At 65.6% G+C, this 12097-nt stretch carries 12 protein-coding genes and 1 other RNA gene; 10 read left to right on the plus strand and 3 right to left on the minus strand.

Annotated features, from left to right (window positions below; all coding sequences use genetic code 11):
- Positions 1 to 37 precede the first annotated feature (37 nt).
- From ssrS to ACKTEK_RS12185, 3 genes are all read right to left on the minus strand, one after another.
- Positions 38 to 197, minus strand: a non-coding RNA gene (ssrS, locus tag ACKTEK_RS12175) — 6S RNA.
- Between the two features lie 58 nt (positions 198 to 255).
- Positions 256 to 627, minus strand: a complete 372-nt coding sequence (locus tag ACKTEK_RS12180) for a cell division protein ZapA (protein ID WP_409165567.1) — start codon at positions 625 to 627, stop codon at positions 256 to 258.
- Positions 627 to 908, minus strand: coding sequence for a DUF4164 domain-containing protein (locus ACKTEK_RS12185; RefSeq protein ID WP_409165568.1), 282 nt, complete (start codon positions 906 to 908; stop codon positions 627 to 629). Before ACKTEK_RS12185 ends, ACKTEK_RS12180 begins: the two co-directional genes overlap by 1 nt.
- A gap of 354 nt (positions 909 to 1262) precedes the next feature.
- Here ACKTEK_RS12185 and tkt point away from each other — a divergent pair, with 354 nt between their 5' ends.
- The 10 genes from tkt (at position 1263) to ACKTEK_RS12235 (ending at position 12072) form a co-directional block, all read left to right on the plus strand.
- The gene (gene tkt / locus ACKTEK_RS12190) at positions 1263 to 3266 is read left to right on the plus strand and encodes a transketolase (RefSeq protein WP_409165569.1); all 2004 of its coding nucleotides are present in this window, start codon (positions 1263 to 1265) and stop codon (positions 3264 to 3266) included.
- 60 nt (positions 3267 to 3326) lie between these two features.
- Positions 3327 to 4337 carry a type I glyceraldehyde-3-phosphate dehydrogenase gene (gene gap / locus ACKTEK_RS12195; protein WP_409165570.1) on the plus strand — a complete coding sequence of 337 codons (1011 nt, stop codon included), beginning with the start codon at positions 3327 to 3329 and terminating at the stop codon, positions 4335 to 4337.
- 23 nt (positions 4338 to 4360) lie between these two features.
- Complete coding sequence (locus ACKTEK_RS12200; RefSeq protein WP_409165571.1) at positions 4361 to 5554, plus strand: phosphoglycerate kinase; 1194 nt, start codon at positions 4361 to 4363, stop codon at positions 5552 to 5554.
- A 74-nt stretch (positions 5555 to 5628) separates the two neighbouring features.
- Entirely contained in the window at positions 5629 to 6657 is a 1029-nt protein-coding gene (locus ACKTEK_RS12205; RefSeq protein ID WP_409165572.1) for a class I fructose-bisphosphate aldolase, read from the plus strand.
- 165 nt (positions 6658 to 6822) lie between these two features.
- Entirely contained in the window at positions 6823 to 7452 is a 630-nt protein-coding gene (locus ACKTEK_RS12210; RefSeq protein ID WP_409165573.1) for a thiamine phosphate synthase, read from the plus strand.
- Complete coding sequence (locus ACKTEK_RS12215) at positions 7449 to 8441, plus strand: tetratricopeptide repeat protein (RefSeq protein WP_409165574.1); 993 nt, start codon at positions 7449 to 7451, stop codon at positions 8439 to 8441. The genes ACKTEK_RS12210 and ACKTEK_RS12215 overlap by 4 nt, the downstream gene beginning before the upstream one ends.
- 125 nt (positions 8442 to 8566) lie before the next feature.
- Entirely contained in the window at positions 8567 to 9130 is a 564-nt protein-coding gene (gene efp / locus ACKTEK_RS12220) for an elongation factor P (protein ID WP_409165575.1), read from the plus strand.
- Positions 9131 to 9156: 26 nt separating this feature from the next.
- Entirely contained in the window at positions 9157 to 9942 is a 786-nt protein-coding gene (locus tag ACKTEK_RS12225; RefSeq protein WP_409165576.1) for an inositol monophosphatase family protein, read from the plus strand.
- A gap of 127 nt (positions 9943 to 10069) precedes the next feature.
- The gene (locus tag ACKTEK_RS12230) at positions 10070 to 11038 is read left to right on the plus strand and encodes a flagellar motor protein MotA (RefSeq protein ID WP_409166153.1); all 969 of its coding nucleotides are present in this window, start codon (positions 10070 to 10072) and stop codon (positions 11036 to 11038) included.
- Positions 11038 to 12072 (plus strand): peptidoglycan -binding protein, encoded by a 1035-nt coding sequence (locus tag ACKTEK_RS12235; protein ID WP_409165577.1) that lies wholly within the window; start codon positions 11038 to 11040, stop codon positions 12070 to 12072. The genes ACKTEK_RS12230 and ACKTEK_RS12235 overlap by 1 nt, the downstream gene beginning before the upstream one ends.
- Positions 12073 to 12097: the final 25 nt, after the last annotated feature.

Below are 12097 nucleotides of genomic sequence, written 5' to 3' on the forward strand. Positions count from 1 at the left end.
GGGGAATGCGTGCGAGACGCCGGCCGGGCGGCGGAATGGCGGACCACCCGTCCGTTGGAGCAATTCGATCCCGGGAAACCTACACATGTAGGTGGGCGCCGTTTTGCCCAGGCCCACGAGCCCGGACAGGGACAGCTCCCTTAAGGATCGATAAGGCCCCGGGGATGCAAGGCTCCTGACGCGACGCGCAGTACCGCCGGGTTCGAATGTAAGCCTGGTGGCGTTAAAATCAATCTGCCGAATTTGCACAAATGCTCAGGCTTGCCGCTCGGCCTGGTTGAGCAGTTCCACCATGCGCTCGACATTGACGGCGGCAGCCTCCAGCCGCTTGGCGACGGCGACTTCCGTATCGCGGGTGAATTGCGCAGCTTCCTGGCTGGCAGAGCGCATGTCCTCGGCTTCCTTCTGGGCGGCTGCCGTCTGCCGGCGCGATTCGGCAAGGTCGTCGGCAACCGTCAGCGCCGCCATGATGAGCAGACGGTTGTCGCCAACCTCGCCGAAGTGCTGGCGCAGTGCGGAAATCCGCCGGTCGAAATCGGCGGCGAGCGACATCAGGTGCTCTTCCTCGCCCTCGCCGCACGCCATGCGATACGGCTTGCCTGCGATGTGAACGGTGATTTCAGGCATCAGCCGGCCTTCCGCCCGAGCACCGCGCGCACGGTGTCCATCGCCCCGTCAATGCGCCCGATGGCCTCGCGGTTGGCTTCCTCCAGAATGTTGGCGCGCGCGACGGAGCGGTCGAGATCGGCGGCCATGTGGGCGCGGTCATCGGCCAACGCATGCACCTCCGCCTTCAGCCCGCCGACACTGTTCATGTCCTCGAGCTTGCGGTTGACGGTGGCTTCCAGCATTTCCAGGGCGGCGCGTAGCCGCTCCTCTGCGCTTTCCAGCGCACCCGGTTCACTCATGTACTCGCTCCCCGAACTCGCGGGCCGGGTTTGCATCCGGCATTGCGCGTTCATACCGCGCAAAACCGCCCCACGTGCAGGATTCGGCCTGTCTTCAACCTTAGGCGCGAGCCAAATGACCGGTCAACGCCGTAGCATCGCTTATCCGCGCCGATTGCATCCCTCGCAGCGTTGACTTGGCTCGAATTTGTGTGATTAAGCAGCGCTCGAAATCCCCAGCCGGGTGACGTGGTGCCGCCTCGGGCCGTTCTTTGTAAGGCCGAGGTCGCCGACCCGAGCGGCGCGGTGCGCGCGAAGGCGCCGCGCAGTTGCTGCCGCCCATGAATGGCGCGGCACCAGAAAAAAGGCCAAGGCATGAGCGACAACAGTCCGCAGGTATCCCACCAGCGCATGGCGAACGCGATCCGCGCGCTGGCGATGGACGCGGTCGAACAGGCGAATTCGGGCCATCCCGGCCTTCCCATGGGTGCAGCCGACATCGCCACGGTGCTCTTCACCCGCTTCATGAAATTCGATCCCAAGGCGCCGGACTGGCCGGACCGCGACCGCTTCGTGCTGTCGGCGGGCCACGGCTCCATGCTGATCTACTCGGTGCTCCATCTCCTCGGCTACGAGCATATGGACCTCGACGCGCTGAAGAATTTCCGCCAGCTCGGCTCGCCGACCCCCGGCCACCCGGAATACGGCCACACGCCAGGCGTCGAGACGACGACCGGCCCGCTCGGACAGGGCATTGCGACCGCCGTCGGCATGGCGATGGCCGAAAAGCACCTCGCCGCCGTTCACGGTGAGGATCTCGTCTCGCACCACACCTACGTCCTCGCCAGCGACGGCGACCTGATGGAAGGCATCAGCCACGAGGCGATCTCGCTGGCCGGCCACCTGAAGCTCTCCAAGCTGATCGTGATGTGGGACGACAACGAGATTTCCATCGACGGCCCCCTCGGTATCTCCGAATCGGGGGACCAGGTTGCCCGCTTCACCGCCGCCGGCTGGCATGCCGAGCGCGTCGACGGCCACGACCCGGAAGCTATTGCGCGCGCCATCGAGGATGCGCACAAGTCCGACCGCCCGAGCATGATCGCCTGCCGCACCACCATCGGCTTCGGTTCGCCCAACAAGGCAGGCACCTCCGGTGTCCACGGCGCGCCGCTCGGTGCCGACGAGATCGCGGCCACCCGCAAGGAGCTTGGCTGGGACAGCGAGCCGTTCGACATCCCGTCCGAGATTCGCGACGCGTGGCGCATCGCCGGCCTGCGCAGCGGCCAGGCCCATCGCAGCTGGGAAGAGCGGCTTGAGAATGCCGAGCCGGACGTGCGCGGCGCATTCGAGCGCGCCATGAGCGGCGAAATCCCGACCGCCTTCCACGACGCGGTGAAGAAGACCAAGTTCAAGTTCTCGACCGAGAAGCCGTCGGTTGCCACCCGCAAGGCATCCGAAACGGTGCTGACCGCGCTGGTCCCCACCCTGCCGACGATGGTCGGCGGCTCGGCGGACCTGACCGGCTCCAACAACACCAAGACGCCCGACACGCTCCCCGTGACGGCGGAGGACTTCTCCGGCCGCTTCATCCACTACGGCGTGCGCGAACACGGCATGGCCGCCGCGATGAACGGCATGGCCCTGCACGGCGGCATCGTGCCCTATTCCGGCACGTTCCTGGCCTTCGCCGACTATTGCCGCCCGGCCATCCGCCTCGCCGCGCTGATGAACCAGCGCGTCATCCACGTGATGACCCACGATTCCATCGGCCTTGGCGAAGACGGCCCGACCCACCAGCCGGTCGAGCAGATCGCAAGCCTGCGCGCCATTCCCAATCTTTATGTCTTCCGTCCGTGCGACGGCGTGGAGACGGCGGAATGCTGGGAAGCGGCGGTTGAATCCAAGTCCAACCCGAGCGTGCTCGCGCTGACCCGCCAGAACCTGGCGACGCTGCGCACCGAGAACACCTCGGAGAACTGCTCCGCGCTCGGTGCCTACGTGATCCGCGACACCTCGCGCACCACGCAAGTCACGCTGTTTGCCAGCGGCTCGGAAGTCGAGATCGCGGTGGAAGCTGCCGGCATTCTCGAAAAGGACGGCGTCGGCACGCGCGTCGTCTCCGTGCCCTGCTTTGAACTGTTCGAAAAGCAGAGCGCCAGCTACCAGTCGTCCGTAATCGGCTCCGCTCCGGTGCGGATTGCTGTGGAAGCGGCCATCCGCATGGGCTGGGATCGCTTCATCGGAACCGACGGCGCATTCGTCGGCATGACGGGCTTTGGGGCGTCCGCGCCCTATAAGCAACTCTATGAACATTTCGGCATCACCGCGCAGGCCGTCGTCGAGGCGGCGCGCGCAGGGCTCGCCGTGCAGTCATAACCCCGGTCCCTCCGGGCAGGGGCCCGGTCCGGGACGAGTACCGAGAAAGAGGAACAGAAGATGACGCTACGTGTCGGAATCAACGGCTTTGGCCGCATCGGCCGCCTTGTTGCGCGCGCGATTGCCGAGTCCAAGCGCAAGGACATTGTCGTCGTTGGCATCAACGATCTCGCCCCGGCAGATACGAACGCGCACCTGTTCCGCTACGATTCCGTCCACGGCCGCTTTCCCGGCAAGGTGGAACTCGACGGCGACACGATGGACTTCGGCGCCGGCCCCATCCGCATGACGTCCGAGCGCAACCCGGCTGACCTGCCGTGGAAGGACCTGCAGGTCGACATCGCGCTGGAATGCACCGGCATCTTCGCCGACAAGGAAAAGGCCTCCGCCCACCTGAAGGCCGGCGCCAAGCGCGTGCTGATCTCCGCACCCGCGAGCGGCGTCGACAAGACCATCGTCTACGGCGTGAATGACGAGGAACTGACCGCTGACGACATCGTCGTCTCCAACGCGTCCTGCACCACCAACTGCCTGGCGCCGGTTGCCAAGGTCCTGAACGACCGTCTCGGCATCAAGACCGGCTTCATGACGACGATCCACGCCTACACCAACGACCAGAACGTGCTGGACCAGTTTCACAAGGACGCTTACCGCGCCCGCGCCGCCGCCGTGAACATGATCCCGACCTCGACGGGTGCTGCCCGTGCCGTCGGCCTCGTGCTGCCGGAACTCAACGGCAAGCTCGACGGCGTCTCCATCCGCGTGCCGACCCCGAACGTCTCGGTCATCGACCTGAAGGCCGTCGTCAGCCGCAAGTGCGACGTGGAAAAGGTCAACGAGATCCTCACCAAGGCTTCGCGCTCGCGCAAGCTGAAGGGCATTCTCAACGTCACCGACGAGCCGCTCGTCTCCTCCGACCTCAACCACAGCCCGGCGTCTTCGACGATCGCGCTGCCGGAAACCAAGGTCATGGGTGACAAGTTCGTTCGCGTGATGAGCTGGTACGACAACGAGTGGGGCTTCTCCAACCGTATGCTCGACACCGCGGCCAAGATGGGTTCGCTGATCTGACCGGCACCGGGAGCAACACGACAATGAGCGCTTTCCGCACTCTCGACGGGCTCGACGTCAGCGGCAAGCGCACCCTCGTGCGCGTCGACCTGAACGTGCCGATGAAGGATGGCGAGGTGAGCGACGACACGCGCATCCGTGCCGTCCTGCCGACCATTTCCGAACTTTCCGAAAAGGGCGCGAAGGTCATCCTTCTCGCCCATTTCGGCCGCCCCGGCGGCGAGGTGAAGCCCGCGCTCTCGCTGGAGCCGATTGCGAGGGCCGTGTCCGAGCGCCTCGGCAAGCCGGTTGCCTTCGCCGCCGACTGCGTCGGACCGGTCGCGGCTGACGCGGTCGAGGCAATGAACGCCGGCGATGTGCTGCTTCTGGAAAACACCCGCTTCCACAAGGGCGAGGAAGCCGACGACACGCTCTTCACCGCGCAGCTTGCGACGCTTGGCGACATCTTCGTCAACGATGCCTTCGCCACCGCCCACCGCGCGCACGCCACCACGTCCGGCCTCGCCAACCACATGCCGGCCCATGCGGGCCGCTGCATGCAGGGCGAGATCGAGGCGCTGGAAAAGGCGCTCGGTTCGCCGGAGCGTCCGGTGCTGGCCATCGTCGGCGGCGCGAAGGTTTCCACCAAGATCGACCTGCTGGAAAACCTCGCGCAGAAGGTGGACATGCTGGTCATCGGCGGTGCCATGGCCAACACCTTCCTCGCCGCGCGCGGGCATGATCTCGGCAAGTCGCTGATGGAACGCGACCTCGTCGACACCGCCATGCGCATCGACGCGGCGGCAAGTGCTGCGAACTGTGAAATCCTGCTGCCGCTCGACCTCGTCGTCGCGAAGGAATTCGCTGCCAACGCGCAAAACCGTGCCACCGATCTCGACGGCGTGGACGAGGACGAAATGGCGCTCGATATTGGCCCGCGCACGGTCGAGGACCTGCGCGCGCGCCTCGACAATGTCCGCACTGTGGTCTGGAACGGCCCGTTCGGTGCTTTCGAGATGAAGCCGTTCGACGCAGGCACCAATGCGGTCGCCGAAGCGGTTGCACAGGCCACCCGCGAGCGCGGCCTGACGTCGGTCGCCGGCGGCGGCGACACGGTCGCGGCCCTCAACAATGCGGGCGTTTCCGACGATTTCACCTATATATCCACCGCAGGCGGTGCATTTCTGGAGTGGTTGGAAGGAAAATCGCTGCCGGGCGTGGAAATTCTGCGCGCCTGACGCGCTGCACTGAAATTTGCTCGAGGGGCGCGCCGCCCTGACGATGCGAGGCCGAGACAGAGGGGACGATCAGCATGAGTGAACGTTTGGAAGATATCGCAGCCGCCATGTCGGCGCGCGGCAAGGGCATTCTGGCGGCGGACGAAAGCACCGGCACCATCAAGAAGCGCTTCGATTCCATCAACGTGGAATCCACCGAGGACAATCGCCGCGACTATCGCGAGATGCTGTTCCGCTCCGATGAGGCCATGAAGGAGTGCATCTCCGGCGTCATCCTGTTCGAAGAAACCCTCTTCCAGAAGGCCAAGGACGGCACCCCGCTTGCCCAGATCATCGCCGATGCCGGGGCCGTGCCGGGCATCAAGGTCGACAAGGGCGCGCAGGCTCTGGCCGGCACCGAGATCGAGAAGGTGACCGAAGGCCTCGACGGCCTGCGCGAGCGCCTCAAGAAGTACCACGAGGCCGGTGCCCGCTTTGCGAAGTGGCGCGCGGTCATCACCATCACCGACAACACCCCGAGCCACAACTGCATCCATGCCAATGCCCATGCGCTCGCACGCTATGCTGCGCTCTGCCAGGAAAACGGCATCGTGCCGATCGTCGAGCCGGAAGTGCTGATGGACGGCGAGCATTCCCAGCATTCCATCGAGCGCTGCGAGATAGTCACCGAATGGTGCCTGAAGGAGCAGTTCCAGGAACTGTACTACGCAGGCGTCAGCCTCGAAGGCATGGTGCTGAAGCCGAACATGATCGTGCCGGGCCAGAAATCGGGCACCAAGGCCTCGGTGGATGAAGTCGCCGAGCGCACCGTGCGCGTGCTCAAGCGCTGCGTGCCGGCTGCCGTGCCGGGCATCGCGTTCCTCTCCGGCGGCCAGTCGGACGAAGAGGCGACCGCGCATCTCTCCGCCATGAATGCCGGCTACGACCTTCCCTGGGCGCTGACCTTCTCCTATGGCCGCGCCCTGCAGGCCGCAGCACTGAGCGCATGGGGCGGCAAGCCCGAGAACGTCGCCGCCGGCCAGCGTGCCTTCACGCACCGCGCCAAGATGAACTCGCTGGCTGCCACCGGCGAGTGGTCGAAGGACAAGGAAAAGGCGGCCTGACCGCCGGCTGCCGCACGACACGAATACCCAAGGGGCCTTCCGGGGCCCCTTTTCTTCTCCCACTACGCCTTGCCATATCTTCGCGCCAATTGGCATCCATGGCCTTTGCAGCCATCATGACGTGCGTATGATTCCCGAAGCGTTCAGACTGAACCGAGCGTTGCCTTGACCAGCCAGCAGCCCACCGATAGCGAACCGCGGATCGTGCTCTTCGCACCCATCGCCAGCCTGCGGGCCGTCGAGGGCGAATGGAGCAGCCTCGCGGCCATCGTCGTCACAGATCCCGAAAACGAGATACCCGAAGACCTGCGCGCCGCCATCCGCGCAGCCGGTACCCCGTTGCTGAAAGCGACCGTGCAGGCCGAACGCGCAGCGGGCTTTGACGGCCTGCACCTCGTCTCCCAGCCGGGCGAACTGCGCATTGCGCGCAAGGAACTGCCCGCAGGCGGGATGCTCGGCGCGGGCGCGGCACGCACCCGCCACGCGGCCATGGAGCTTGGCGAGGCGATGCCGGACTACGTGCTTCTTGGCCGCATTGCCGGAACCGATGCCGATGATCGAGACATCGCTGTCGACGACGATCTCGTCATCTGGTGGTCGACCCTGTTCGAACTGCCCTGCGTTGCGGTTGCCGAAGATGAGGACTCCGCGCGCCGGCTGGCGCTCGCGGGCGCCGACTTCATCGGCCTGAACCGCCATGTCTGGAAGGCGGATGACCCGGCTTCCGCGTTGCGTAAGATCGCCGGCATCATCGCCGAGGCGAGCCCGCGGGAAGATGCGGAGGCGGCAGGTTGAGCGGCCCGGTTTCTTGCGCGCGCGCAGCCTTGCTGGTGCTGGTGGGCGCTCTCGCGCTGGCCCCGGCAACCGCTGTGCTGGCGCAGGACAAGGAAGAGCCGCCCAAGCGCACCGCGGGGCCCGTCGTCGACGAGGAAGCCGAGAAAAACCCGACACCGCAGACCGCCTATGCCGCCTTCCAGCGCGGGCTCTATCTCTCCGCGTTCAAGCAGGCAAAGATCCTCGCCGAGAAGGGCAATGCCCCGGCACAGACCCTGCTCGGCCTCATCCACCAGAACGGCGTCGGCGTTCCCGCCAGCCAGTCCAAGGCCATCCAGTGGTATTCCGCCGCCGCCCTCGCCGGTGACCCGGAAGCGCAGTTCGCGCTCGGGCTGATCCTTGCACGCGGCGAAGGCACCGAGGTCGACAAGGAAAAGGCCAAGGGCTGGTTCGAAGCCGCCGCCGCGCAGGACCATGTCGAGGCGCACTACAATCTCGCCCTGCTCTACATGGAAGGCGACGTGGTCGAGCGCGACTTCAAGCGCGCCGCACAGCTTCTGGGGTTCGGGGCCGACCGCGAGCATCCCGAGTCGCTCTACAATCTTGCGATCCTCTATGCCGAGGGTCAGGGCGTGGAGAAGAACAAGGAACAGGCGGCAAGCCTGATGGGCCGCGCGGCGGCGCAGAACCTCCCCGTGGCCGAAGTCGAATACGCGATCATGATCTTCCGTGGCGAAGGCGTGAAGCAGGACGAGGCACTCGCCGCGTCCTGGCTGACGCGCGCAGCCCGCGGCGGCAATGCGGTCGCCCAGTCCCGGCTCGCCAAGCTCTATGCCGCTGGCCGCGGCGTGAAGACGGATTCCGTTTCCGCCGCCTTCTGGTATTCGCTGGCCCGCGCACGCGGGCTGACCGACCCCTCGCTGGAAGCCCTTCTGGCTTCGCTGACCGACGAGGAGCGCGCTGCCGTGGACAAGCGCGCCGCCAGCTGGGCCACCGGATTCGTGCGGTAACGCACGGCGTATTAAAGCGTGATCGACAGGGGCATACCTGTTAGGTTCCGCGCGATTTTCCCGCCCATCGGAGCCATTCGCCCGATCGGGCACGTAACAACAAGTCAGTTTCGAGACCCAACCAAATGAAGATCAACGGCAACGAAATCCGCCCCGGCAACGTCATCGAGCACCAGGGCTCGATCTGGGTGGCGGTGAAGACCCAGGCGGTGAAGCCCGGCAAGGGCGGCGCCTTCAATCAGGTCGAACTCAAGAACCTCATCGATGGCCGCAAGCTGAACGAACGCTTCCGCGCCGACCAGACGGTCGAGCGCTCGCGCCTCGAGCAGAAGGACTTCCAGTACCTGTACCCGGAAGGCGAACGCCTCGTGTTCATGGACATGGAAAGCTACGAGCAGATCGAGATCGAGCGGGACTTCATCGGCGAGCGCGCCGCATTCCTGCAGGACGGCATGACCGTGACGCTGGAAATGCACGAGGCGCGCCCCATCGGCATCCGGCTGCCGAGCCAGGTCACGCTGGAAATCACCGAGGCCGACCCGGTGGTGAAGGGCCAGACGGCCGCGTCCTCCTACAAGCCTGCCATGCTGGAAAACGGCCTGCGCGTCATGGTGCCGCCGTTCATCCAGTCGGGCGAACGCATCGTCGTGGACACCGAAGAGATGTCCTACGTGAAGCGGGCCGACTGACCTGATGTGCAAGCAGGACGCCTGACGTGATCAAGACCGCTTTGATGAACGTGATGACTGCCGCGGTGCGCAAGGCCGCGCGCGGTCTCGTGCGCGATTTCGGTGAAGTCGAGAACCTCCAGGTTTCGCGCAAGGGCGTGTCCGACTTCGTGACCAACGCCGACATGCGCGCCGAGCGCACGCTGCGCCGCGAACTGGAAAAGGCCCGCCCCGACTACGGCTTCCTGCTTGAGGAAGGCGGCGAGGTGAAGGGCAAGGACCCCCAGCACCGCTGGATTGTCGACCCGTTGGATGGAACGACAAACTTTCTCCATTCCATTCCGTTATTTGCCATTTCGGTCGGCCTTGAACGCGACGGCGAGATCGTCGCCGGCATCGTCTACAACCCGGTGTCGGATGAACTTTTCGCAGCCGAGCGCGGCAAGGGCGCCTATCTGAACGAGCGGCGGCTGCGCGTTGCAGCCCGTCGCAAGCTTGACGATTGCGTCGTGACCCTCGGGATTCCCCACCTGGGCCGTGGCGACCACGCAGAATGGCTCGACACCCAGCGCAAGCTCATGGAGCGTGTGCAGGGCGTGCGGCGGACCGGTTCGGCGGCTCTCGACCTTGCATGGGTCGCCGCGGGACGTTTCGATGGCTTTGTCGAGAAAGGCCTGAGCGCCTGGGATATTGCCGGCGGCATGGCACTCGTTCGCGAGGCCGGCGGCTATGTCACCGACTGGCGAAATCGGGACACCAGCCTGAAATCAGGCGACGTAGTTGCGGCGAATCCGGAGGTCCACAATGAGCTCATCAAGTCACTCAGATTATAGGCTGCCCCGGCGCCCGTCCTTTTTCAGGCGCGCCAAGGGCGCGCTCACGGACGCCGACCTGTTCGAGCCGGAAGCAGCCCACGTGGATACCGGCAAGGTGGCCACGCCACGCGTCTACCTCGTGCGCATGGTGGTTTTCCTCATCATTGCAGGCTTCGTCGCACTGATCCTCTCGCCGCAGATCTTGGCGGCATTCCTGTCCAACCCCGGCCTCAACGGCCTCATTCTCGGCGTGCTCTTCATCGGCACGCTGATGTGCTTCCGGCAGGTGATGCGCCTGTTCCGCGAAGTGCACTGGGTCAACAACTTCCGCCTCGCCGACCCCGGCATCGCCTTCGACAAGCCGCCGGTCCTGCTGGCGCCGATGGCCTCCATGCTGCGCGACCGCATCGGGCGGATGGCGATCACCACCCAGGTCATGCGCTCGCTGCTCGATTCGCTGGCCATGCGGCTTGAAGAATCCCACGAGATTTCCCGCTACATGACCGGCCTGCTCGTCTTCCTCGGCCTGCTCGGCACCTTCTGGGGCCTGCTGCAGACGGTCGGCGCGGTCGGCGCGACGATCCAGCAGCTCAATGTCGGCACGGGTGACGCCGGCGTTATCTTCGAGGACCTGAAATCCGGCCTCGCCGCCCCGCTGAGCGGCATGGGCACGGCGTTCTCGTCCTCGCTGTTCGGTCTGGCCGGCTCGCTGGTGCTGGGCTTCCTCGACCTGCAGGCAAGCCAGGCGCAGAACCGCTTCTACACCGACGTGGAAGACTGGCTCTCCACTGTCACCGACGTCTCCAGCGGCGAAGCCCCCGCCAAGGGCGCCGCACCTGCGGCGGCCGCAGCTCCGGCAGTCGGGGCCGAGGTCCAGCGCAGCATCGACAGGCTGGCGCGCATCATCTCCGAGGCAGGCCCGGTGACGGGAGGCGGCGGCGGCGGTGAAGCCGGCCGCGCCCAGACACAGGCCTTCGCCGACCTCGCCGAAGGCATACAGGGCCTCGTCCAGCACATCCGCTCCGAGCAGGCCACCGTCAAGGACATGCTCTCCAACCAGCACAAGCAGCAGGAAGACCTGCGCAAGCTGATCGAGAAGATGGGGAGCAGGTAATGCCCGCAATCGGCGCTCGTCGGGGCAGCACCCGGCGCATCGACTACTGGCCTTCCTTCGTGGACGCCCTGTCCACGCTGCTGCTGGTCATCATCTTCCTGCTGTCGGTCTTCATGCTGTCGCAGTTCTTCCTGAGCCAGGAAATCTCCGGCCGCGACACGCTGCTGAACCGTCTCAACAGCCAGATCGCCGAACTGACCGAACTGCTTGCGCTGGAACGCTCCGACAAGCGCTCGCTGGAATCGCAGCTGGCGAGCCTGACCGACAGCCTTGCCGCGGCCGAAGGCGAAAGCGACCGCCTCGCCGGCCTGCTCGATGAACGCGCCGGGGCCGGCTCCGATGCCAACGCGACGATCGACAAGCTGCGCGAGGCCGTTGCCGGCGAGAAGGAAGTCAGCCAGCGCGCGATGGCGCAGGTCGAATTGCTGAACCAGCAGATCGCCGCCCTGCGCCGCCAGCTTGGCGCGCTTGAAGCTGCCCTTGAAGCCTCCGAGCAGCGCGACCGCGAAAGCCAGAGCAAGATCGCCAATCTCGGCAAGCGGCTGAATGTGGCGCTTGCCCAGCGGGTCCAGGAACTGGCGCGCTACCGCTCCGACTTCTTCGGTCGGTTGCGCGAAATCCTCTCCCAGCGCTCCGACATCCGCGTGGTGGGTGACCGCTTCGTGTTCCAGTCGGAAGTGCTGTTCTCGTCGGGTTCAGAAGATATCAACCCGGCCGGGCGCACCGAGCTGAACAAGCTTGCCGGTGCGCTTCAGGAGCTGGAGCGCGATATCCCCGACGAGATCAACTGGGTGCTGCGTGTGGATGGCCACACCGACGTGCGTCCGCTGGGCACCGGTGGGCGGTTCCGCTCCAACTGGGAACTGTCGGCGGCCCGCGCCATTCAGGTCGTGCAGTATCTCGTGAGCCAGGGTGTCGACCCGACGCATCTTCTCGCGGCGGGCTTCGGCGAGTTCCAGCCGATCGTCAACGAGGAAAACGACGAGGCCTACGCGCAGAACCGCCGCATCGAGCTGAAGCTGACCGAGCGCTGATCGGCTTAAGGACGCGTGGCGTTCG

Origin of the sequence: Tepidamorphus sp. 3E244 (genome assembly GCF_046159835.1) — a bacterium.
GTDB lineage: Bacteria > Pseudomonadota > Alphaproteobacteria > Rhizobiales > Tepidamorphaceae > JACKJK01.